This is a genomic window from Exiguobacterium sp. UBA3968, from assembly GCF_002385115.1.
Classification (GTDB): domain Bacteria; phylum Bacillota; class Bacilli; order Exiguobacteriales; family Exiguobacteriaceae; genus Exiguobacterium_A.
Genome location: NZ_DGCW01000005.1, coordinates 727282 through 750173, shown reverse-complemented (window position 1 = coordinate 750173; position 22892 = coordinate 727282). Strand labels below are relative to the sequence as shown.

Annotated in this window: 21 protein-coding genes and 1 other annotated feature; of the genes, 15 read left to right on the top strand and 6 right to left on the bottom strand. The window is 46.1% G+C overall.

The genetic code is table 11. The features are described from left to right. Nucleotides 1-33: 33 nt before the first annotated feature. The gene (locus B3S86_RS05535; RefSeq protein ID WP_290750083.1) at nucleotides 34-669 is read right to left on the bottom strand and encodes an NAD(P)-dependent oxidoreductase; all 636 of its coding nucleotides are present in this window, start codon (nucleotides 667-669) and stop codon (nucleotides 34-36) included. Nucleotides 670-833: 164 nt separating this feature from the next. Between B3S86_RS05535 and B3S86_RS05530 the strand changes: the two genes are divergently transcribed. Beyond that, a complete protein-coding gene (locus B3S86_RS05530; protein ID WP_290750079.1) occupies nucleotides 834-1271 on the top strand; it encodes an Rrf2 family transcriptional regulator in 438 nt (145 codons plus the stop codon). A gap of 11 nt (nucleotides 1272-1282) precedes the next feature. Here B3S86_RS05530 and B3S86_RS05525 read toward each other — a convergent pair whose 3' ends face one another. Beyond that, nucleotides 1283-1459, bottom strand: a complete 177-nt coding sequence (locus B3S86_RS05525; protein WP_155960154.1) for a hypothetical protein — start codon at nucleotides 1457-1459, stop codon at nucleotides 1283-1285. A 142-nt stretch (nucleotides 1460-1601) separates the two neighbouring features. Continuing rightward, on the bottom strand, nucleotides 1602-2003 hold the full coding sequence (arr, locus tag B3S86_RS05520) for an NAD(+)--rifampin ADP-ribosyltransferase (protein WP_290750074.1): 402 nt from the start codon (nucleotides 2001-2003) through the stop codon (nucleotides 1602-1604). A gap of 193 nt (nucleotides 2004-2196) precedes the next feature. Here arr and B3S86_RS05515 point away from each other — a divergent pair, with 193 nt between their 5' ends. From B3S86_RS05515 to B3S86_RS05505, 3 genes are all read left to right on the top strand, one after another. Then, nucleotides 2197-2736: a hypothetical protein gene (locus tag B3S86_RS05515; protein WP_052019028.1), complete on the top strand. Its 540-nt coding sequence runs from the start codon at nucleotides 2197-2199 to the stop codon at nucleotides 2734-2736. 141 nt (nucleotides 2737-2877) lie between these two features. Continuing rightward, on the top strand, nucleotides 2878-3297 hold the full coding sequence (locus tag B3S86_RS05510) for a MarR family winged helix-turn-helix transcriptional regulator (RefSeq protein ID WP_052019029.1): 420 nt from the start codon (nucleotides 2878-2880) through the stop codon (nucleotides 3295-3297). Between the two features lie 19 nt (nucleotides 3298-3316). Next, nucleotides 3317-3739 carry a MarR family winged helix-turn-helix transcriptional regulator gene (locus B3S86_RS05505; protein WP_035408199.1) on the top strand — a complete coding sequence of 141 codons (423 nt, stop codon included), beginning with the start codon at nucleotides 3317-3319 and terminating at the stop codon, nucleotides 3737-3739. A 107-nt stretch (nucleotides 3740-3846) separates the two neighbouring features. Here B3S86_RS05505 and B3S86_RS05500 read toward each other — a convergent pair whose 3' ends face one another. Continuing rightward, nucleotides 3847-4350: a hypothetical protein gene (locus B3S86_RS05500; RefSeq protein WP_290750066.1), complete on the bottom strand. Its 504-nt coding sequence runs from the start codon at nucleotides 4348-4350 to the stop codon at nucleotides 3847-3849. A gap of 348 nt (nucleotides 4351-4698) precedes the next feature. On the opposite strand from B3S86_RS05500, the gene B3S86_RS05495 reads away from it, so the two are divergent. The 3 genes from B3S86_RS05495 (at nucleotide 4699) to B3S86_RS05485 (ending at nucleotide 6997) form a co-directional block, all read left to right on the top strand. Further along, on the top strand, nucleotides 4699-5082 hold the full coding sequence (locus tag B3S86_RS05495; RefSeq protein WP_290750063.1) for a hypothetical protein: 384 nt from the start codon (nucleotides 4699-4701) through the stop codon (nucleotides 5080-5082). A gap of 155 nt (nucleotides 5083-5237) precedes the next feature. Then, the gene (locus B3S86_RS05490) at nucleotides 5238-6323 is read left to right on the top strand and encodes a GGDEF domain-containing protein (protein ID WP_290750060.1); all 1086 of its coding nucleotides are present in this window, start codon (nucleotides 5238-5240) and stop codon (nucleotides 6321-6323) included. 62 nt (nucleotides 6324-6385) lie between these two features. Next, on the top strand, nucleotides 6386-6997 hold the full coding sequence (locus B3S86_RS05485) for a YdeI/OmpD-associated family protein (RefSeq protein WP_290750057.1): 612 nt from the start codon (nucleotides 6386-6388) through the stop codon (nucleotides 6995-6997). Here the strand turns inward: B3S86_RS05485 and B3S86_RS05480 are convergent. Further along, nucleotides 6986-7126: a hypothetical protein gene (locus B3S86_RS05480; RefSeq protein WP_290750055.1), complete on the bottom strand. Its 141-nt coding sequence runs from the start codon at nucleotides 7124-7126 to the stop codon at nucleotides 6986-6988. The genes B3S86_RS05485 and B3S86_RS05480 overlap by 12 nt on opposite strands. A 38-nt stretch (nucleotides 7127-7164) precedes the next feature. Here B3S86_RS05480 and B3S86_RS05475 point away from each other — a divergent pair, with 38 nt between their 5' ends. The 3 genes from B3S86_RS05475 to B3S86_RS05465 all read left to right on the top strand — a co-directional run bounded on the left by B3S86_RS05475 (nucleotide 7165) and on the right by B3S86_RS05465 (nucleotide 8762). Beyond that, nucleotides 7165-7524 carry a hypothetical protein gene (locus B3S86_RS05475; protein WP_290750053.1) on the top strand — a complete coding sequence of 120 codons (360 nt, stop codon included), beginning with the start codon at nucleotides 7165-7167 and terminating at the stop codon, nucleotides 7522-7524. A 59-nt stretch (nucleotides 7525-7583) separates the two neighbouring features. Next, on the top strand, nucleotides 7584-8078 hold the full coding sequence (locus tag B3S86_RS05470; protein WP_290750051.1) for a hypothetical protein: 495 nt from the start codon (nucleotides 7584-7586) through the stop codon (nucleotides 8076-8078). A 246-nt stretch (nucleotides 8079-8324) separates the two neighbouring features. Next, nucleotides 8325-8762, top strand: a complete 438-nt coding sequence (locus B3S86_RS05465) for a hypothetical protein (protein ID WP_056061106.1) — start codon at nucleotides 8325-8327, stop codon at nucleotides 8760-8762. 44 nt (nucleotides 8763-8806) lie between these two features. On the opposite strand, the gene B3S86_RS05460 is transcribed toward B3S86_RS05465, so the two are convergent. After that, a complete protein-coding gene (locus B3S86_RS05460) occupies nucleotides 8807-9286 on the bottom strand; it encodes a hypothetical protein (protein ID WP_156358980.1) in 480 nt (159 codons plus the stop codon). Nucleotides 9287-9488: 202 nt separating this feature from the next. Then, nucleotides 9489-9745 (top strand) — a binding site (T-box leader). A gap of 65 nt (nucleotides 9746-9810) precedes the next feature. On the opposite strand from B3S86_RS05460, the gene B3S86_RS05455 reads away from it, so the two are divergent. The 5 genes from B3S86_RS05455 to B3S86_RS05435 all read left to right on the top strand — a co-directional run bounded on the left by B3S86_RS05455 (nucleotide 9811) and on the right by B3S86_RS05435 (nucleotide 22817). After that, nucleotides 9811-11037 (top strand): MFS transporter, encoded by a 1227-nt coding sequence (locus B3S86_RS05455; protein ID WP_290750041.1) that lies wholly within the window; start codon nucleotides 9811-9813, stop codon nucleotides 11035-11037. A 19-nt stretch (nucleotides 11038-11056) separates the two neighbouring features. After that, entirely contained in the window at nucleotides 11057-11578 is a 522-nt protein-coding gene (locus tag B3S86_RS05450; protein ID WP_290750038.1) for a GNAT family N-acetyltransferase, read from the top strand. 207 nt (nucleotides 11579-11785) lie between these two features. Beyond that, nucleotides 11786-15502, top strand: coding sequence for an ABC transporter permease (locus tag B3S86_RS05445; protein ID WP_290750035.1), 3717 nt, complete (start codon nucleotides 11786-11788; stop codon nucleotides 15500-15502). A gap of 52 nt (nucleotides 15503-15554) precedes the next feature. After that, nucleotides 15555-19283 (top strand): ABC transporter permease, encoded by a 3729-nt coding sequence (locus tag B3S86_RS05440; RefSeq protein WP_290750032.1) that lies wholly within the window; start codon nucleotides 15555-15557, stop codon nucleotides 19281-19283. A 297-nt stretch (nucleotides 19284-19580) separates the two neighbouring features. Next, nucleotides 19581-22817, top strand: a complete 3237-nt coding sequence (locus B3S86_RS05435) for an ABC transporter permease (RefSeq protein ID WP_290750029.1) — start codon at nucleotides 19581-19583, stop codon at nucleotides 22815-22817. Nucleotides 22818-22892: the final 75 nt, after the last annotated feature.

The following is a 22892-nucleotide window of genomic DNA, read 5'->3' as shown; positions in this document are numbered from 1 at the left end:
AAAAGACCGACTAGATACGTCGGTCTGACAACGTTATCCTTGTTCACCAACGACGGAAAACCGTTCGTTGAGGTGTTGTCCCTTTTCAAGCTCATCCACTACAGCAATAGCGTAATCCGCGTAACTGATGTAGCTCTCCCCTTTTGCATTTAGAATCATCTGCTCGCCGCCGACCGAATACGTTCCTGTTCGTTTACCGCTCGGATCAAAGAATCCAGCGGGGCTGAGATACGTCCACGTCACGTCTTGCTGTCCTTGTAGTTCGATCAGATTTTTCCCCATGTTCGAGGCTGTCGGATAATACGCTTCCGGGAAATCAGGTGTTTCCATGACGCGTGTCGAGTGACTCTCGTCAACGAATAGACTACCAGCACCACCGACAACGAATAGGCGCGTCGTACTACCTGTTAACAGATTGATCAAGTGACGCCCGACTTCGATATGTTTCGTCTCCTCACCGGGTGCTGCGTTAAACGCATTGACGATTGCGTCAAACCCGTTCAAGTCGTCTTTCGTCAGCGCGAGGACATCGCGCTCGAGAATCGTGACGTTAGCCGTCACTTTTGCCGCATTACGGACGATTGCTGTGACGTCATGCCCGCGCTCGATTGCTTCTTGTAGAATCAATTGCCCTGCTTTTCCTGTTGCGCCGATAACTCCAATGTTCATGATGATTCCTCCTTTTGATATGTAACTACTTCGATTACATGTAACCAATATAGTTACAATTGAAGTGTTTGTCAACATTATTGTCTCTATTCCCCGTTTCTTGCCAAATGAACAATACGACGTATAATAAGAGAACACTGTTTTTAAGAAGGAGGGGTCATCCGTTGGCCATCAGTACACGTTTTTCCGTCGGCATCCACATTCTCTCGTTGATTGCGACCGACGAGAAAATGACATCCGACTTGATTGCCGGCAGCGTCAATACGAATCCGGTTGTCATCCGTAAAATCATGAGCATGCTCAAAAAAGCCGATTTGATTGAAGTTCGTCCGGGTGTTGCCGGTGCGCGGCTCGCTCGTCCATTGTCTAGCATCACGCTGCTTGAGGTTTATCACGCTGTCGCTGTCGTACCGGACAAGGAATTGTTCGGCGTCCATGCGGCACCGAATCCAGACTGCCCGGTCGGACGAAACATCCAATCGACGGTCACGCCAATCTTCGAGCTTGCGCAATCCGCCCTTGAGAAAGTGCTAGCTCATGTCACGCTTGATGATATCGTCAATGAAATCGAACAAAAAGAAGCATCGTCCTCGAAAGGATGATGCTTCTTACTTTAGAAAAACCATTGGTATAGCAAATATCCTCCACCAAGGATTACGACGACTGCAAGCATCTCAAGTCCGCGCATTCCGTCGTTTTGTCCACGAGGTACGGCACTACCAAGACCTTGATCAACACCATCGCGTAGATGATCGAGTGTTTGTTTCTTTTCTTGTTTGTAGCGAGACAATCGAATAACCCCCTTTTTACATATTGTACCATTATGTCCTTCTCTTGTATGATGATATTAGTTGATTAAATAAAGAGTTCATCATCAGCTGTTGATGTTGAAATAGCGAGTTTCAAAAAACGGAATGAGTAAGATTGATTTGTTAATCGATAATCGTGTCCTTCCCTTCTGCTCGTAACCGCTGAAGCGATGCTTTCATCGTCTCAATCTCTTCGTCCGTATGCCGTTCCCACGTTCCGAGTTCAGCGATGATCTTCACAGGTTCAGTCGAACGATACGACCTGGTCGGATTGCCTGGAAATCGTTTGTTCGTCAAATTCGGATCATCTTCATACGCTCCGAGCGGCTCGACGAGGTAGATGTGCTCTGGAGCGTCAGATTGTGCGAGCTCCGCGCCCCACTTCGCAGCATCGAGCGTTGCCGTGAAATAGATATGTTGAAGCGGATGTACTCGAAAATTCGATGCATGTCCCGGCTTTAATTCGTCACCGATTTGAAGTGTCGCTTTCGTACCATGGAAAAATGGACCTTCGACTGTTTTCATATACTCGCCTCCTGACTTGATACATTCAGTATAGACAGTAGATTCATCGAGATGTAGTCTGTTTCAAAACGAAATTTCAAGGTATACTTATAGCAAAAGAAGACAAATTTGTCGTCAGATTGTAACTCGTTTTTCATCTACCCGTCAGGCATGATGGGATTAGTCATTTTATATAGGAGGTCATCCGTTTAACGTGAAGTTCTTTAAAGCTTTAGCGAAAACCGAAGAGGCTGTCTGGATTCCAGAAGCCGAGTGGCAAACCGTTTGTAAGCAAGAAGGATTGACAGTGCCGAATCATCCACAAGAACAAATCGTTGGGCTTGCATATAATAATCAACGCCAGATTGTTGAGGTCACTCGAAACTTACGTCTCCCTTCACTAAGTTATTACGTTACGATTCTTGAACCACCGAATAGTCGATCGCTTGTCTCGAAACGATCCTATTTGACCGTTCTTTATGAAGGTACGAAACAGACGGAAAATACAGAATATGGTACGTTTTCTTTAATTGAAATCAATGTCAGAGAAGAAGGTCTTGGCGAACGCGGTTTGTTGCTCGAGGCTTTGATTCAAGACATTGTGAAAAAATTCAAGTCTTTTGTCATTCGTGGCGACTATGCGACGATCACCTTACAAGGACGCGTCTCTGAGAAGTGCTTTACGAAATATGGATTCCAATTGAAGGATTCGTATCTCACGTTATCAAGCGGTATACTTCCTGATCGGATTTGATTCGATCAGGATTTTTTTATAGGTATATCGAAATAATGGAAAGTGATGGTTTTTCGCTCAAACTAGTAGCACGAGATATTTTTAATATGGTATGGTGAAACTAGTTCAACAGCAGTACATTCTATATTTAAGAGGTTCTCCATGACAACAACTACAGAGACATATCCAATGGCATGCTGGCATACAATTGCGACCTATCATAATCAACAAATCAAGCGCGTCAACGCTTTCTTAAAACACTGGGATCTGTCCCATACGAATCTGGAAGTATTACGTTGCTTACACACGACCTCATGCACGAGTCAGAAGGAAATCGCCGAACGGATCCAAGTGACCGATGGCACGATTTCACACGGAATCAAACGACTGTTCGACCGGCAACTGATCACGCGTCAACGGAAATGGAAGACGAACTATCTTCTGCTGACGGAAAAAGGAACAGCCATCCTACAAGAAGTGGTGCCCGCCTACGAACGTTTTCAACAAGAACAATTCGCCGCTTTGACGGCTCGACAACAAGAAGAATTGATCCGTTTCTTCGATAAGCTCAACCCTGCGTGACGAAAGAGGAGGAAAAAATATGACCTTCACATTCGAATCCTCGATGCAGCACTGGAACGCCATTCAGCGACTCCATGGCCGTTATTCGAAAGAAGTCAACGATGTGTTGAAACCAAAAGGACTCTCGAAGTCCCAATTCGATTTATTGATGACCTTGTATCACCAAGAAAGTGCGACGCAAAAATCACTTGAACGAACGCTTGAACTCTCAAGTGGCGCCATTTCACAAACGGTCAAGAAATTACTTGCTGAACATCTCGTCATCCGGAAACGGATCAATCGAGAAAAGCGGGTTTTGTTGACAGAACAGGGAACGAAGTTGATCCAAACGTCCGCTCCTGAAATCGAGGAAATCGATGATCGTTATTTCCGCGCCTTTACATCAAAGGACCACGAAACGTTTGATCAATTGCTGCATAAGATGCAGAGCGATCATTTTTAAATACTTCTAGTCGCTAAAACTTTGCAAGTCCTTCTCTCTTCTGCACGGTACAGGAGAGAGAAGGACTCTTTTTGTTATTCATTGGTAACATCATGTCGCGCGATTTTTTAATCTGACTCAGATATTTGCCATTCCTCTCGAGTCCACCATGCGATCAAGCTCGCCATTAATAAGATGCTTGCCCAGTAAATCAAGAAGATATTGCCGTTAAAGTATTGACTGTTCATATAGGGCGAAGGCATCGACGTAATACTCGTTAAATAGTCCCCATCAATCGTTCCACGATCTGCAATGACTTGTTGTTTGACCAACACTTGATACTGGCTGAACTGTTCGATTTGATAAAAGATGCCACACACAAGATAGATCATCGTGCTAAATGATAAACCAATCAAGGATAAAAAACGTAACTGCGCTTCTCTTATCCATTTCAACATCAGAACGATCCCAATCGGAAAAAGTAACAGAAGTAACAGAAGCGGAAGAAACCCTAGATTCCCATTTCCACTAATTTGTTGTGGATATATTTGCGTCGAGCGACCCAAGGATACAAGAAGTCCACTAAAGACACTCAATGCTACTATCAATCGGTCTATCTTCACGATTCTCATCCAATCGTTCCCTCCTTTAAAAAATGTTCGTGATCAATATGATTACCTTCATTATACAATAAGGGGATATTTGAAATTTCCTTTTTCAGGAATAAAGGGTATGCATTATCTGATTTCGATTATCTATCGATTTCATTTTTCAATCAATCATGCTTGCAGGATACCGCTCGCATCGATCTCTCCCGCATAAATCGAAACCGGGACGTAAACGAGCGAAGCAAATAGTAAGTGCAGACTAATCGAACGTTGTCTATCAGAAAAATTCAAGATTCTTCCTTCTCTTTTGTAAATTTTTCTCGATATTCTGACGCCGTCGCGTAATAATAGATGAAAAGGAGTGGTCTGACCATGCTATTACGTCATATGACACATCGGCATCATATGAAATCCATCGTGTCACGCGGAGGATTATCGCCGGCATTCCAAGTCGACGCACCAAAAGGCTGGATCGCGTTTGAAGTCGATCCTCCAAGCGAAGCGTACCAAATGCACTTTCATCAATTAAAGAGTGAGTGGCAAGATGGAGATATCGTCACCCTCGAATTCGACGGGGAGAGAATGCAAGCAGCAGGTTTTGAAATTCTGCACTCGAATGAAGGTTTCCGCAATCAAGATGCAGAGAGATTAGGGGTATCCATCAAGGAAATTGGCTCGTTTGCATTCATTCATAATTTCGTCTCACTTGATTATCTAATCGAGTCTTCACGCGAGAAAATCTCAGAGTATTATTGATTTAGAAGAGAACCTGTTATCTTTTTTTAAAGATAAGGTAATTACGATACTTTAATACACCTTTAGGGTATCGTTGGTTGTATAGAATAAATATTTACTAAGTAAATCATTTTATTGTAATTATCTTTCAGAAACCATTCGAGAGGAACACGAACATGTGGAATACATTGAATCATCTCATCCTCAACGTCGCTTTAACCTTTTTCTTCGTGCTCATCTCTCTATTCTTTTTTAAGCGGTTTCAATTCCGAAATACGCTCGACAGTTGGCTGAAAAAAAATCTGTTAGTGCTAATTCTTGCAACCGGTGCAGGCTACTGGGTCATTCACAATGCCATCACCTATGAGGGATTTCGTTTCGATTTGTCGATTACTTTAATCGTCATCGCCTTCATCTATGGAGGCATCAGTAGCGGCTTCATTACGACGCTCGTCTTCGCTTCCCTTCAAACGTTTGTTTTTCATTCCAATCATGCATTTTGGCTTGTCGGTACGTATCTAATCGTCAGCATCGTTGTCTTATACTTACAAAATGAAGCACCGGATCGCTTTATCTCGTTTCCGGTCATCTTCACGATTGCACTCATTCTTTGTTTACCATTCGTTCAACATGTTCGTCCGAATGACGTGACGGCGATGACGGTATTTCTCGTCGGAAACGGCTGTGCCGGTCTCCTGCTACACAGTATTCTGCATCAAGTCCGCTGGCACTTCCATCAAGTCCGGATGCATCGGCGTCTCGCCTTGACGGATATGTTGACGGGACTTGATAATAGGCGCCATTTAGAAGAGACGGTCCAACGATATAGATCACAACAGATGAACTTTTCAATCATGATCATCGATGTCGATCATTTCAAACAGGTCAATGATACATACGGTCATGATCGAGGGGATCATATCTTACGACAAATCAGTGCCTTGCTTACGTCCTATTGTCCCCCTTCTTGTGTGCTCGGGCGATTCGGCGGTGAAGAATTCATGATGCTGTTACCGGAATATTCATTGCCTGAGACGCGTCGAATCGCGGAACAAATTTGTATAGCTAGTGCCACGCGAACGTATGAGTTATCAGCGACGGAACCGCTACAAGTGACGTTATCGATTGGTGTGTCTCGCCAAACCCATCAACCGTCTGAGAGCTATAATTTTCTGCAGACAATCCAGCAGGCAGACGCCGCTCTCTATCAAGCGAAAAAGAGTGGTCGGAATTGTGTCTTTCATCATGACCCGTTACGATAAAAAAGTGAAATCCCCCTTGTGTAACGCGAAGGGGGATTTCGATGTGAAAAGGAGGAACGAGCATGGAGATCACGGACGTCTTACGGTTCACTAATCGCGAGGACTTTAGACAGTGGTTATCAGAACACGCGGAACATAAGTCGTTTTGTTGGGTAATCCTCAGTCGAAAACAGACAGGAGAAGGTTTACTCTATCTTGATGCCGTCGAGGAGGCACTTTGTTTCGGCTGGATTGATGGAATTGTGAAGAAGACAGCGGACGGTGAACTGGCGCAACGATTCACACCGCGCCGAAAGAACAGTAACTGGACCGAACTGAACAAGGAACGGGTCCGTCGCTTAGAACGGCTCGGTTTGATGCAACCGTCCGGACGACAGGTTCTACCGGATATGCGACCTGATGCGTTCGTTATTGATGACGTAATAAAGACGCGTCTACAAGAAGACCCGGTCGTTCATGAACAGTTTAAACACTTCCCGGAACTCTATCGACGCATTCGGATCGATACGATACAAAGTGTACGCAAAGATCCCGTCCTCTATGAAAAACGTCTGCAGACCTTGATTGAAAAAACGAAATTGAACCAGATGTACGGTCAATGGAATGACGGAGGTCGTCTCTTACTCGAAGAGCTTCCGGAGACACAATCCGTTGCTGATTGGTCAGACCGCTAAGAAAATCTCTTCTAACGATTGGCGTTCAATCTGCACCTCGTACACTTTGACGTCTTGTTTCGCAAGCGAGATCGGAATATCTTCTTTTGACGTTAACTCAAGTCGTGTACATTCATCTGTTTGCGACAAGAGTCGAGCGTATTCTGGCAGATGTGATGGCTTTAACCGTGGAACAGTCCGAATACGGATTTGAATTTCCTGCCTCATCGCTTCTTGTAATGACGCAACGGTTCCAGAGCGGACGATTCCACTGGCATGTGCGCGGTACGACGGCCGCTGCGATCATACGTGCTCTTCACCATGATGATGTCCTTGATTTTCTCCCGGATGTTCCACCAACAAACATTCAGTTGTACGTCGCAACGTTACCTCCAGATCAAGCACCCATCCGTCAGCAGGCGACGAATCTATTACATGAGATGACGCAAGCAACCATTCACCATGTGCCGGGTACAGGACATAATGTTGCACTGGGATCGTCCCGATGTCATCATCGAGGCGATTCGGCATCATTGGTCGTTCGATAAACAAGATTTGATCAATAATGCTAGAATAGAATAATTTATACGTGAAAGGTCGATGAACCATGAAAAAATTTCGCGGTAAACGCCGTTATTTTAAAAATCTAGAACTTGAGTTCAAAAGCTTCTCTTCTCCTTCCTATATCGATATAGACGATTGGTTTAACGACTGGCATGTACACCCTGACTTTTATGGGCACGGCAACGCGAGTCTTCGTATTCGAAAAGCCCATCTTCGGATTGCGTTGGGCGCTTTGCAGGACATGCGGCAACACCTAGCGAAAAAACAGATTGAACATCAGATATATATGACGATTGCCCTCGAAGATGCTTCACAAGACGCACTGCATGTCCACACGTCGAATCCATACGGGACTCCTTTCCCACTCGAGCGGGTTCAGTCTTTCCCTCTTTCTTTACATGTTCCGACTTGGGTAACGGAACTCTTTCCGAGCAACCGTTATACGATTCATGAATCACAAGAGGAATTTGTTGACTATACGGAAGATGAGCCTGTCAGCTCGATCGTCACGCTTTTTTACATCGTACCTAATTCCTAAATGGAGATAACCTTGCCGAATTTACTGGCTTGTTTGACGTATGCTTGAACTTCTCGTACTTCAGCGATCGGAAACGTTCGATCGATGACGAACGGAATCGTCTTCGTTCGAACCGACTTCTTGTCTGTAAAGTCATGGGAAACGGACTCTCGAAATTTAAGAAAGGAATAGCCTTTCTTTTGAAAGACACCTCCGCTTGCTTTGTTTTATTTTGATAAAATAAATAAAAACAATTGGAGGTGTCTCATGAAACGTACTTTAGTGTTAGTCGTTCTTCTTATTCTAGTCGTCTGCATCATCGTCTTCGAACCGTTCCGTGGTGCGCCGCCAAACCCTGACGTCGAGGCAAACGGAAAGGATGTCCCGACCGTCCAAGGCTCTTATTGTTGGGATAGCTTACTTCGCAGTCAATGTGTCGATAAGACGTACCGTGACGGTCTTGATCTAGCAAAGGGAAAAACGTCAGTTACCGTCTCTGCCGGAGCCCCCGTCCGTGTCGAATTATCCGGTGATCTTAAAAGCGTGAAACTGATACAGTGGAACGATCAAAAACAAGAGTCTCGCGTCACTTTGAACAATGACCAGTTCAATGCTCCAACAAAGCCTGGTATCTATGCTTATGAATTAAACTCTCGCTGGAAACAAGGAGACGGACAATTTGGATTCATATTAAACGTTCAGTAATCACAATAACCCTCTGTCGTCTCATACGTCAGAGGGGTTTGCTATCATCCAGTTTGACGGTACAGTTGCAAGATTCCGAGGACAGTCAAGATGAGATGGCCGGTTCCGATGAACAGAAAGACCGGGCGAATCAATTGATCCTTCGTTTGTCGCGTGATGCCTTCGAAGAAACAACTGACGATGAAGCCGAGGACTAAGATTCCGCCATACATGAAGAGGAACGAGACGAGAAGACCGACGGGACTTGAGTGTGTTAGTGAAGGTGCTAGCCACAAGATACTACCAATGAATACGGCAAGCATGAGGGTACCCAGTACGATCCCGATAAGTGGATGGATCGTGTTCAGTCGCCGGATCACATCATGATGTTTGACAAGACGCTCCACTACTGTCATCGCTGACAGACAGGTCAGTAAAAATAAGATTAAGAAATAGATTGCTTGCTCGATCGGATGGAACGTCGTAAAAAAGACAGCTCCGCTAAGAACCAGGAGTGGAGATATGAAAAAAATCAAACGTTTCACTTTTTTCCCACCTTTCATACACCTTTCTTTAAAGTGAACACATAACTAAGACAATGTAACATATAGCACGTTACATATTTTACCACTTTTATCATTTTTCAAATTTTGATACCTAAGTACTTTTTTCAACAACTGTAAAAAAATGATAAAAATTCTTTACGGTTTCATTTGGCATATGCTAGGATGAGACAAATCATATGAATCAAACGCATTGAAGAGAACAGTACGTCATTTCGATTTTTCCTAGAGAGCTCCGATTGGTGGGAAGGAGCAAAAGTCATTGACCGAACCAAGCCTCTGAGCAGCACGGTGGAACCGAATCGGGGATATCGTGACGGGTGCTCCCGTTATCGAGCTAAGGTATTTGCCGTTTAAAAGCGGTCGTACCGATGAAGGCGGTACCGGTGACGGTTTCGCGAACAGGGGTGGCACCACGACACGCACAGTCTCGTCCCCAAGACCAACGTCTTGGAGGTGGGATTTTTTTATTGGCTTAAAACACAATTAAAAAAGGAGTGTGTCATATGTCGAATTGGAAATACCCTGGATTGCTGTTACTTGGTGTCGGTGTCTCGAACATTGGAGCTTGGGTCTACTTCATCGCCTTGAATTTAATCGTCCTCGAACGAACGGGATCGGCGTTCGCCGTCTCCGTTCTCTATATCCTGTTACCGATCTCCGCGCTGTTGACGAGTCTTTGGTCCGGCAGTATCGTCGATCGAATCAATCAACGTCGCTTGCTCGTAATGCTTGACTTCGGGCGCGCCGCGCTCGTCTTTTCACTGACATTGATCGATTCATTGTATGTTCTCTATGCGCTCGTCTTCATCCTGAACATCGGTAACACGCTATTTGAGACATCCTCATTGATCTACATGACGAAGCTCGTGCCAGAGACTAGTCGTCAACGGTTCAATGCATTAAAGAATTTCATTCAGTCGGCCGGTTTCATTCTCGGACCGTCAATTGCCGGGTTCTTATTTTTGGTCGGTTCCCCAGAAACAGCAATCGTATTGAACGCGGGAGCACTGTTGTGTTCTGCCACTTTATTATCCGTCTTGCCTGACGTCCGCTTGGCGGCGACTACAGCAGTCCCCTTTTCACTCCGAGTGATTCTTAAGGACTGGAAAGAAACCTTTCAGTTTGCACGAACACGGCGCTATATCACGCTCGTCTATGCCTTCTATGCGTTAATGATCGTCCTGATGAGCGGTCTCGATTCGCTTGAAGCCTCGTTTGCGACGATCGTTTTGCAGATGGATGAGAGTACGTATGGATTCCTCGTCAGTATCGCCGGAATCGGCATCATCTGTGGTTCCGCGGTCAATGCAACCTTTACGCATCGCTTGTCGCTCCGGTTCTTGATCCAGTTTGGGGCACTGATGACGCCTGTCGGTTACTTGATCTTTGCCTCGGCGACGTCATTCTTGATTGCAGCGATTGGCTTTTTCTTGCTAAGTTTTGCCCTTGCATTCGCAAACACTGGCTTCATGACGTTTGCTCAAACACACATTCCGGTCGAATTGATGGGACGGTTCCTCAGTAGCATCCACGTTGTACAATCGACTGGTGTCATTCTACTGACTGCCTTGATTGGTCTATATGCCGAGACATCGATCCGCTTGACGTATACCGTCGCTTCAGTTGGCTTCCTCCTGATTGGTGGCTTGATCGTCTTCATCGTGCAAGACCGAACGAAACGTCAATATTTTACGACGGAAACCGATGAAACGATTAAACTTTCGTCATGAGAAGGAAAGGAAGATATTCATGCAGTTGACTGGAGAACGAATTTTTCTACGCCAGATTGAAGTGACGGACGCGCACGTCTTATTCGAACAAACACAAAATGAGACATTACGTTACCTGACCGGAACGACAGCGACGTTTTCGCTCGAACAGATTGAACAGCATATTCTCTCGATTCAAGCTGATGCGACGCGTCATGATTTTGCAATTTGCCTGACGTCGGGTGAGATGATTGGCGAGTGTTCGATTCTTGATATCGATTTGGATTCAGGAATCGCTGGCTTTCGGATTTCACTGCGTGCCCTCCCCTGGACCGGTCAAGGATACGGGACAGAGGCAATCGCGTGTATCTTTCGATTTTGTTTCGAAGAACTTCAGCTGGGTCAACTTGAACTCGAAGTGTTTTCGCACAATGAACGAGCAATTGCAGCTTATAAGAAAGCCGGTTTTCAAATCATTGAAATGATTCCTGATGCCTTACTGTATGATGGCGTTTCGTTTGACGAGATCATCATGCGGAAACGGAATCCACGCGTTGTTTAAAGAGTCAATCCTGATGTAGCACCTCCTCCGTGAGGTGCTATTTCTATTTCCTTAAAATTAATATCCATAATTAACAGATTTTTTAGTCAATTCACTCTTATTTGTATATAATGGAAAAATAAAAAGAAATATATGGATAAAAGAATATCTTATCGAAAGGCATCTTATACAATGCTCAATTAACCAAATCGAAATGAGGTGGAGAACATGCTGAGATTCATCTGGAACTCCTGGTGGCGTAACAAGGAGCGTTTCATCTTGCTCCTCGTCGGCGTCCTGATCGTCAGTACCGGACTGAGTTACTTAATCGGTACGACGCAAGCGAACAACGGAACGGTCGTCGATGAACTGCAAAAACGCTGGGGATCGTCGTACGATATCGTCGTCCGTCCGGAAGGCAGTCGGAGTGTGACGGAAGACTTGAACCTGCTTGAACCGAACTATATGAGCGGACTCGACGGTGGGATCACCCGCAAGCAGTACGAGACGATCAAGCAGATTGCTGATGTCGAGGTCGCAGCACCAATCGCGATGATTGGTTATACATCGACATCGAGTAGCGTCGGTACCCATATGATTCAAGAAGAAGGGATTTACCGCTTGAAAATCAAGGATTCTCAAAATACGGGACTCCAAAACGAATCTTATACCATGACAACGTTTCTTGCTGCTGGCTGGGAACCAATGGGTGACGCAACGCGCACAGGCGTCTCCCCTTTAAAACTTGGTGAACAACCCCTCTATGACTACGGCTCAGAAGTCATGATTGCCGGAATCGATCCTGCTGCCGAAGACCAGCTCGTCGGTTTGAAAAAAGCGACCACTACCGGAACATATAGCCGTTTCTTCAGCGAAACGGATCTTCCCGCTTCGTACGGTGATCAAGCGACGCAGATTCCGATTCTATTGAATTCTCGTGAATACGTCGATGCGATGCGCACCTATACATATGAAAAGGTAGAGCTTCCGTTCACTGCAACAGGCGTTGCAGACATGGTCCAAAAGATTGAACAAAAAGGTGGGAAAACATACCTGAGTAAACTACCAGTAGGAGAGCCTACCTCTTATTCGATCACGACTCAAGACGTCCAAAAAAAGCTCGTGGACGGTATCCTTAAAAACACCTTATCAACAGGCGATGCGAACAATAGTGATTCACTGTCTTCCATTACTTTGAAACCTTCACCGGTTGAATACAAAACAATTAAGAGTCCGTACGGTTCCCGTTGGCCCTTTACCTACCAAGTTCAACCAAAAGAGGTCGCCAAGGAATCCTTACTCTTCAAACGAAGCATGTATCGCGAAGCACGTGAATTCGAAGGTGGCTTTAAAGGATGGAAACAAGTCCATCTCAACTATATCGGTGTCTTTAACCCCCGGGAGCTCGATGTTTCAAAGGATCCGTTGACTGAACTTCCAATGGAAACTTACTTCCCGGCAAAAGCACAGTGGGTCATGGATCAAAATGATCGTCCGGTCAATCCAGTCCGTGACGTCAAGCCCGCCAACGACTCCTACGACTTCCTGACGAAACCACCATCGATGCTGACGACGCTCGACGCTGCCTTTAAGTTACGCGGGGATAAAGCAATTTCTGCGATTCGCGTCAACGTCAAAGGGGTCGAGACGATGAACGCAACAAGTGAGAAAAAATTGCAAGCTGTCGCACAGGAAATCGAGGATAAGACGGGTCTGATCACGGACGTCACACTCGGTTCCTCCCCGCAACTCGCCTTGACGTATTTACCCGGTCTAAAAGGAGAATCGGCACTCGGTTGGGTCCAGCAACCGTGGATCAAACTCGGGTCGTCGATCGCGATTTTCCAAGAGGCGAAAGTCGGAATGAGTGGCATCATCGCGAGCGTCATCGCTGTCGCGCTCGTCTACGTCTTCAGTTCGAACATCATCTTGCTCTATGCTCGAAAAAAAGAATTCGCGATTTTACTCTCGCTCGGATGGCGTTCACGGCAGCTATCCAGACTCCTCTTCCTAGAAGCAACACTTCTTGGATCGCTGGTCGCACTCATCGCCTGGGTGATTCTCGGATCATTTTGGATAACAGCTGATCACCCGATTGCCCTCGGACGCATCATCTTGATTGGATTGTCCGGGCTTTTGATCTACTGGGGCGGGACGATTGTTCCGACGTTACTCATCAGACGCATTCAACCATTTGAAAGCATGCGCTCTGGCGAAGTCTCAAAAGGACGTCGTTTCGTCCGAGCACAAAGTGTTCTTGGAATGAGCATCAACCAACTCGCGACTTACTGGCAACGCACGCTACTGTCCATCATCGCAATTGCCTTACCGACGAGCTTGTTCATCTTCTTCTTGTTCATCACGTTCCGACTGAAAGGCGTCTTATATGCGACATGGCTTGGTGAATACGTCGCGCTCGAAGTCGGTACGATGCATTATGTCGCAATGGGCGTCGCCTTACTCATCGCCATCCTGACGACGACCGATATCATGTGGCAAAACGTCAACGAACGAAAGAATCAACTCGCTGTCCTTAAAGCGACAGGCTGGCGGAACGGTCAAATCCGACTTCTCGTCTTAAGCGAGGGTGTGATGACTGGACTCTTCGCTGGAATCGTCGGTCTACTTGTTGCCTTAGCAATGATTGGCTTCGTCTATAATCAGTTCCCATCCAGTGAACTCGGTTTCTTAAGTCTTATGCTCCTGATTCCGGTAACGACTGGTGTGTTTGGTGCTTTGCTTCCTGCACAGCGTGCTGTGCGGATCACGCCGAACGCAGCCATCGGTGGCGTAAACGATAATCAACAATTGACCGAACGTCGCTTCAAATGGGCACTCGGTAGCATCGCTGCTACGCTCGTCATCGGAACGACGAGTTTATTTCTCCTCGCTGCACCTGAAACGAGAATGGCTCAAAAAGAAATAACGACACCAAAAGTACAAACGACCGGACAAAAATTAAAAAATCTCGCTCAAGATCCTGACGATAAGAAACATACTGCCGAAGACAACACGGCACTGGAGCAATTGATGAACGCAGGCGCTATTCAGACGTACCCGGGTGACCCGGCGGCGAAGAATTATGACTTCTCTGTTAAAAAGCTCGTTTCAACACCAAAAGAGTTAAAGCTCAAGGAGAAGTCAGGATATCGTTTCGTGACGATTCCAGTTTTCCTTCATAACCGGGATGAATTAGCTGCAGGTTCGTTTTCGTCGTATCGACCACAAACCTTCTCGTTGATTGCTCTTGACGGAAAAGAGTTCACTCCCGTCGATTATGTCAATCACGATAAAACGGCTTGGATAAATGCATTCAAATACATCAATTCGAAAAAATCCTGGGTCGATCTTGTTTACCAAGTACCGGTTGACCAAAAGGTGTTCGTCTTGCTTGCAAAAGATGAGGCCGTCGAAAAAACGACGACCGTCAAGATCACGCTAGCCGATATCAAAAAAGCGAATACGTCAGCTACTACTCCTTCAACAGAGGAAACGGAAAAATTAAAAACATTGATGAAGCGAGGTGTCACGCAAACAACTCCCGGGAATCCGAAACATCAATCTGATCGTTTTCATGTCGAGGCATTGATTGACACACCAAAAGAACTGAATCTAAAGCAACGTGCTGGTTATCGTTTCTTGACGATCCCTGTCGTCATGCAAGATACAGGGGATGATCTGGGAGGATTCATCACTTATCGTCCCAATCGGTATGCCTTGACAGACTTACAAGGAACCGATTATGAACCGATCGATTATGTGAATCGCAATGAGAAAGCCTGGAAAAACGGGTTTCAATATTTCGCACCGTACAAGTCACGAGTGGAGTTGGTTTATCAAGTACCAATCGATCAGAAGCGATTCGTTCTGTTCGCTTCTGATCCAGCTTTTCCCAAACCAACGACCGTCAAAATCGATCTGACGAAACAATCATTTAATCACTAGGAGGAATTTGACATGGGTCGTACCATCATTGAAAGGAATCGAGGTTTTGTCGATGCTTAAATTCATCTGGAATTCCTGGTGGCGCAACAAGGAGCGGTTCATTCTGCTCCTCGTCGGCGTTCTGATCGTCAGTACCGGACTAAGTTACTTAATCGGTACGACGCAAGCCAACAACGGAACGGTCGTCGATGAACTGCAAAAACGCTGGGGATCGTCGTACGATATCGTCGTTCGTCCGGAAGGCAGCCGGAGCGTGACAGAAGACTTGAACCTGCTCGAACCGAACTACATGAGTGGGCTCGACGGCGGGATCACCCGCAAACAATATGAGACGATCAAGCAGATTGCTGACGTAGAAGTCGCAGCACCGATTGCGATGATTGGGAACTACAATACGAATGCTGAAACGGATACCTATAATTTCAAAGAACCGGGCATTTACAAAATTTCGTTTACGGATATGCAAGATACTGGGCTAAAGAAAGAAACAGAATCTTATTCATTCTTTGCCGGAGCCGGTTGGTTCCCTCCTGAGAGTGACGGATTGAATCGAGATGTTTCACCGCAAGAATTAGGCGAGTTTCCTATCTACGGTTACGGGAGCGCAGTGATGCTTGCCGGGATTGATCCGGAAGCAGAAGCACAACTCGTTGGACTCGATCAGGCAACCAAAAAGGCTACGCATAGTCGTTATTTCACGAAGGACGATGTCGTGAACGATTATGGTGACGGTGTTTGGGACATCCCATTGATCATGAACAGTCAGGAGTACGTCAATGCTTCGCGGACCTATCGCTACGAGAAAGTCGATATCCCGCTCGTCAAAGATTCAATGGTTGAAACAGTACGCAGTATCATGAAAAAAGGTGGCGAATCCTATCTCAAGACGCTTCCTGTTAAAGATACGAAGGAATACTATATTTCGACAGAGCAAGCATCAAAGCAACTTATTAAGAACATTCTCGAAGATAAAGTTCCGGAAAAAGCAAGTGGTAGCTTTGACTGGATGTTTTTAAAGCCATCGTCTGTCGAGTATCAAACGATTGCTAGTCCCTTTGCCAAACGTTGGCCGTTCACCTATCAAGTAACACCTCAAGAGGTCGATAAGGACGTCCTCATTTCGAAACGATCGATGTATCGAAAAGCTCGTGTCTTCGGTGACAACACGGGTAACCTTGATAAAGTACCGAAAATGCATTTGAACTACATTGGTGTCTTTGATCCGAAGAAATTGAACATCTCGAAAGACCCATTGACGGAACTGCCGATGGAGACCTATTTCCCGGCGAAAGCCCAATGGGTCATGGACAAGAATGAAAAACCGGTCAATCCAGTCCGGGAAGTCAAACCGACGAACGACCCGTATGACTTCTTGACGAAACCACCATCGATGCTGACGACGCTTGACGCCGCCTTTAAGTTACGTGGTGATAAAGCCATCTCTGCCATTCGTGTCAACGTCAAAGGTGTCGAGACGATGAACGCGACGAGTGAGAAAAAGTTGAAAGCTGTTGCTCAAGAGATCGAGGACAAGACCGGTCTGATCACCGACGTCACGCTTGGCTCCTCGCCACAGCTCGCGCTGACATACCTCCCTGGATTAAAAGGTGAATCGGCACTCGGTTGGATCCAGCAACCGTGGATCAAACTCGGTTCATCGATGGCCATCTTCCAAGAAGCGAAAGTCGGAATGAGCGGCATCATCGCAAGTGTCATCGCTGTTGCGCTCGTCTATGTCTTTAGTTCAAACATCATCTTACTCTATGCCCGCAAGAAGGAATTCGCGATCTTACTGTCGCTCGGTTGGCGTCCACGTCAGCTCTCGAAGCTTCTGTTCCTGGAAGCAACGTTACTCGGCACACTCGTCGCCTTGATTTCTTGGACGATCCTCGGTTCGTTCTGGCTGACGACGGATCATCCGATTGCCTTATCACGGATCATCTTGATTGGACTTGCTGGTCTATTGATTTACTGGGGCGGTACGCTCGTCCCGATGACGCTCATCCGCCGGATTCAACCATTCGAAAGTATGCGTTCTGGTGAAGTCTCAAAAGGTCGTCGCTTCGTCCGGGCACAAAGTGTTCTTGGGATGAGCATCAACCAACTTGCAACGTATTGGCAACGGACGATCCTCTCGACAATCGCGATCGCCTTGCCGACGAGTCTGTTCATTTTCTTCCTATTCATCACCTTCCGACTGAAAGGTGTCTTGTATGCGACATGGCTCGGCGAATACGTTGCACTCGAAGTCGGCACGATGCATTATGTTGCGATGGGTGTCGCTTTACTTATCGCTATCCTGACGACGACGGAGATCATGTGGCAAAACGTCAACGAACGAAAGAGTCAGCTTGCCGTCTTGAAGGCAACTGGTTGGCGGAACGGTCAAATCCGGACGCTCGTCTTAAGTGAAGGATTAATGACGGGACTGTTCGCTGGAATCATCGGCTTACTGATCGCTCTTGCGATGATCGGCTTCGTCTATAACCAGTTCCCAACAGGTGAGCTCGGTTTCTTGAGTGTCATGTTGTTGATTCCTGCCATCACGGGAGTTCTCGGTGCCCTCTTACCCGCTCAACGCGCCGTCAGTATTACACCAAATGCTGCGATTGGAAGTGTCGCGACGAATACGAAAGCGACGGAACGACGTTTCCGACTGGCCTTATCCGCAGTTGGTGGTGCCCTTGTCGTTGGTGTCGCTTCCCTGTTCTTCTTTGCTACGACAGAAGAAGGACCAGCGTCCACGAAACCGATACAAACAGCTACGCCAACGGTCAAGACGACAGGAACGAAATTGGCAGACGTAAAAGACACGAAAAAGAAGGCGTCCTCTACTAAAAAAGTCAATTCGAGCAAGCTCGATCAACTAATGGAGCGTGGGGTCGTTCAAACCTATCCGGGAGACCCGAAAGCGAAGAGAAATATTTTCCGCGTTGATAAACTTCTCCTATCACCACCAAAAGAGTTGAAATTGCCCACTCTCGATGACGAACAATATGTCACGGTACCGGTTATTTTAGAGAACTACAAGGATAGTAACGTAGAAGGTGGACCTGCTATCTATAAACCGAACACATTTACCCTAGAAGATACGAACGGGAAAGTATACGAAACGGTTGATTATGAGAATCGTAATCCAGATGTATGGAAGGATGGCTATCGCTACTTTGCTCCTTCCGTTTCTCGAGTCGACCTTGTATTCCGTGTACCAAGTGATAAAAATACGTATGTGCTTCTCGCGACAAGCGAAGCCATTGCGAAGCCGACGACCGTCAAAATCGAAGTCGATGCTGTAGATGTTACATCAACCACCGTGAAGACCGGACAAAAGAAACAGTCAAAGAAAAAGAATACAGACGCCATCGAAGAACTGATGAATAAAGGTGGTCTTCAGACTTATGCTGGTGATAAAAATTTAATGAAAGAACGTGGGTTCATGGTCAGTTCGGCGAAACGTGTTCCACTTAAGAATCTTCCGAAAGATAAACAAGCCGTATCTGTCAGACTTGAGATGCAGGTAAAGGGTGAAGATTCAGCTGACTCTTATATCGACTATAAACCCTCTTCTTTCCCATTGATGGATCGTCACAAGAAAAGCTACACGCCTGAAGAAACGATCAATCTGAACAAAAAAGCCTATTCAGAAAGCTTAGGTTATTACGCTCCGTTACACTCAAAAATTGATGTCATTTACATCGTACCTAAAAATGAAAATACCTTCGTCATGAACGTAAAAACAGGATTCACTGGTTTTCTCTACACCGTTAAAATCAAATTATGACCTTTTGCTATCTCGGTCCATCATCAAGCTAGATGATGGGCTTATTTTTTGCTTTACAACTACAGGATATACAAATGACTCATACTTAATTATTTGAACTCCAAGGATTTATTAAAGGTTTCAATAGTAAAGTATTGGATTTATAATGAAATATATGGTTGTTTGCTCAGATTTCATTCAAGAGCAGATTCTGATAAACAATCTGATCTTTCTCACACCTAAAGCATGGATTCATGAAGAGTAAACCGCACGATCGTCTTACATACCAACTCGACTTACAAAAGGAGGTCATCATCAATGCTTAGATTCATCTGGAACTCTTGGTGGCGGAACAAAGAACGATTCATTCTTCTTCTCGTCGGCGTCCTGATCGTCAGTACCGGACTGAGTTATCTGATTGGGACGACGCAAGCCAATAATGGAACAGTCGTCGACGAACTTCAAAAACGTTGGGGATCGTCCTACGATATTGTCGTTCGTCCGAAAGACAGCCGAAGTGTGACGGAAGATTTGAAGTTGCTTGAACCAAACTATACAAGTGGTCTTGACGGCGGCATCACGCGTAAACAATATGAGACGATCAAAAAAATTACGGATGTCGAAGTCGCTGCCCCGATTGCGATGATCGGAAATAGTTATATCGATGCGAACGTCGGTACCCACACGATCACCGATCCCGGCATCTATAAACTGACGATCACCGACTCCCAAAATACCGGTCTGAGGATGGAAAAAGATACGACGACTTCGTTCCTTGCTGCCGGTTGGGAACCTCCAAGCGGGACACGTGTGAAAGGCGTGTCTTTATTAGAACTCGGAGAACAACCATTATTCGCTTATGGTAGTGCGACGATGCTCGCTGGAATTGATCCGGAAGCCGAGGCGAAAATGGTCGGACTGGATCAATCGACTAAATCCGCTACATACAGCCGCTATTTTAAAACGGATGACAGTCCCGTTGACATGGGGAGTGACGTCTATCAAATCCCGATCTTATTAAATCAGCGCGAGTACGTTGATGCCTTCCGGACATATAAATATGAAAAAGTTGATCTCCCCTTACAGAACGATTCGATCAATACGACGATGGAGCAAGTTATTCAAAAAGGTGGCTACAAGTACCTGAACACGTTACCTTTATCGGATAAAAAAACATATAAAGTCACGACTTCGGATACGCAGAAGACATTAGTGAATGACATTCTAAAACATACGGTTCCAGAAGAGCCACCCGGAAGCTTTAATTGGCTAGCACTCAAACCATCACCGATTTCCTATCAGAGTGTCGCTAGCCCCTACCCCTCCCGGTGGCCATTCAGCTACCAGGTCAAACCATATGAAGTCACAAACGATAGCCTACTCGCCAAACGAACGATGTACCGTGAAGCACGTCTATTTGGAACAGACATCAACAACATGCCTAAAATGCGTTTTAATTACATTGGTATCTTTGATCCGAAAAAGCTAGACATTTCAAAAGATCCGTTAACGGAACTACCAATGGAGACCTACTTCCCAGCGAAGGCTCAGTGGGTCATGGATAAGAAGGATCGTCCAGTTAATCCACCACGTGATGTCCAACCGACGAATGATGCCTATGACTTCCTGACAAAACCGCCTTCGATGCTGACGACACTGGATGCTGCCTTCAAGTTACGAGGCAAAAAAGCAATCTCTGTCATTCGCGTCAATGTCAAAGGTGTCGAGACGATGAATGCAGAGAGCGAAAAGAAACTCCAAGCGGTCGCGCAAGAAATCGAAGATAAAACAGGACTGATCACAGACGTCACACTCGGTTCCTCGCCACAACTCGCTTTGACCTACTTACCTGGTTTAAAAGGAGAATCGGCTCTCGGCTGGGTGCAACAGCCGTGGATCAAGCTCGGCTCCTCGATGGCGATTTTCCAAGAAGCCAAGGTTGGGATGAGCGGGGTCATCTTAAGCGTCATCGCGGTTGCTTTAGTGTATGTCTTTAGTTCGAACATCATTTTGCTGTTTGCTCGGAAAAAGGAATTCGCGATTTTGCTGTCGCTCGGTTGGCGCCCGCGTCAACTCTCGAAGTTATTGTTCCTTGAAGCGACTCTCTTAGGAAGCTTCGTCACCTTGATTTCTTGGGCGATCCTCGGCTCATTCTGGTTGACGACGAGCCATGCGACTTCAGTAGGACGTATCATCCTGATTGGTCTCGTGGGTCTTCTCATCTACTGGGGCGGCACGCTTGTTCCGATGGCACTCATTCGGAAAATTCGTCCTTATGAGAGCATGAAGTCGGGGGAAGTTTCAAAAGGACGCCGGATTGTCCGTGCTCGGGGCATCGTCAGCATGAGCATCAACCAGCTCGCGACCTATTGGCAACGGACGCTCCTGTCGATCATTGCGATTGCCTTACCTACAAGCCTGTTCATCTTCTTCCTGTTCGTCACGTTCCGCTTAAAAGGTGTCTTATATGCGACGTGGCTCGGTGAATTCGTCGCCCTTGAAGTCGGAACGATGCATTATGTCGCAATGGGCGTCGCACTTCTAATCGCTATCTTGACGACGACGGAAATCATGTGGCAGAACGTCAATGAACGAAAAACACAACTTGCCGTCTTAAAAGCCACCGGTTGGCGAGATGGGTACATCCGCTCGCTCGTCCTGATTGAAGGGATGATGACCGGACTCTTTGCCGGCATACTCGGTCTACTCGTCGCCCTCGGGATGATTGGCTTTGTCTACAATCAGTTCCCAGTCAGCGAACTCGGCTTCTTAAGTACGATGTTATTGATCCCGATGTTAACTGGTGTCCTCGGTGCATTGCTCCCTGCACAACGCGCCGTACGAATTACACCAAATGCTGCTATTGGGAGTGTGGTCATCAACTCGAAAGCGACAGAGCGTCGCTTTAAAATCGCCCTTGGAACGACGGGTGGCGTCTTACTTGCTGCTGTCTTCACCCTCTTCTTCTTCGCGTCGTCTGAGGATACTGATACATCGACGACTCCGGTCACTTCAAAAATACCAACTGTCCAAACGACGGGAAGTAAGTTACGCGATATGAAAAATGATTCAAAGCCAACTGAAAAAGCACCGTCTAAGTCAACTGCGACGACCATCGACAAACTGATGGATCAAGGCTTAGTTCAAACCTATCCCGGTGATCCGCTCCATAAACAGAGTACTTTCCATGTGGATCGGTTAATTCAGACACCACCCCCGTCGCTCGATTTACCGACACTCAAGAATGAACGTTATGTAACGGTGCCAGTCATCCTACATGAAAAGGGAGAGAGTGACATCGGCTATGCGGTCTACAGACCGAACACTTTCACGCTTCAAGATGCGAAAGGACATGCTTATGAACCCATCGATTACGTCAATCACAATGAAAAAGCATGGGTCAATGCTTTTCAGTATTATCCTCCGTATCGCTCTCAAGTAGATTTGGTCTATCGCGTGCCAGACAAAAAAGCGACCTATGTACTGTTAGCGGACGGGGCTGCAGTCGGTAAAAAAATCACCGTTAAAATTGATCTACAGAAGCGAACCAATTAAACCTGTTTTCTGCGCAAGAGGCTGACTCAAAAAAGAACGACGCGTCTTTTCACGCCCTTTCCTCAGGCGAGACAC

Bases quoted from the DNA above. Each gene is read 5' to 3' on its own strand.
- B3S86_RS05485 (WP_290750057.1), top strand. From the start codon at position 6,386: ATGGAGATCACGGACGTCTTACGGTTCACTAATCGCGAGGACTTTAGA.
- B3S86_RS05445 (WP_290750035.1), top strand. From the start codon at position 11,786: ATGCTGAGATTCATCTGGAACTCCTGGTGGCGTAACAAGGAGCGTTTC.
- B3S86_RS05495 (WP_290750063.1), top strand. From the start codon at position 4,699: ATGCTATTACGTCATATGACACATCGGCATCATATGAAATCCATCGTG.
- B3S86_RS05465 (WP_056061106.1), top strand. From the start codon at position 8,325: ATGAAACGTACTTTAGTGTTAGTCGTTCTTCTTATTCTAGTCGTCTGC.
- B3S86_RS05455 (WP_290750041.1), top strand. From the start codon at position 9,811: ATGTCGAATTGGAAATACCCTGGATTGCTGTTACTTGGTGTCGGTGTC.
- B3S86_RS05490 (WP_290750060.1), top strand. From the start codon at position 5,238: ATGTGGAATACATTGAATCATCTCATCCTCAACGTCGCTTTAACCTTT.
- B3S86_RS05440 (WP_290750032.1), top strand. From the start codon at position 15,555: ATGCTTAAATTCATCTGGAATTCCTGGTGGCGCAACAAGGAGCGGTTC.
- B3S86_RS05505 (WP_035408199.1), top strand. From the start codon at position 3,317: ATGACCTTCACATTCGAATCCTCGATGCAGCACTGGAACGCCATTCAG.
- B3S86_RS05535 (WP_290750083.1), bottom strand. From the start codon at position 669: ATGAACATTGGAGTTATCGGCGCAACAGGAAAAGCAGGGCAATTGATT.
- B3S86_RS05470 (WP_290750051.1), top strand. From the start codon at position 7,584: ATGAAAAAATTTCGCGGTAAACGCCGTTATTTTAAAAATCTAGAACTT.
- arr (WP_290750074.1), bottom strand. From the start codon at position 2,003: ATGAAAACAGTCGAAGGTCCATTTTTCCATGGTACGAAAGCGACACTT.
- B3S86_RS05435 (WP_290750029.1), top strand. From the start codon at position 19,581: ATGCTTAGATTCATCTGGAACTCTTGGTGGCGGAACAAAGAACGATTC.
- B3S86_RS05500 (WP_290750066.1), bottom strand. From the start codon at position 4,350: ATGAGAATCGTGAAGATAGACCGATTGATAGTAGCATTGAGTGTCTTT.
- B3S86_RS05510 (WP_052019029.1), top strand. From the start codon at position 2,878: ATGACAACAACTACAGAGACATATCCAATGGCATGCTGGCATACAATT.
- B3S86_RS05450 (WP_290750038.1), top strand. From the start codon at position 11,057: ATGCAGTTGACTGGAGAACGAATTTTTCTACGCCAGATTGAAGTGACG.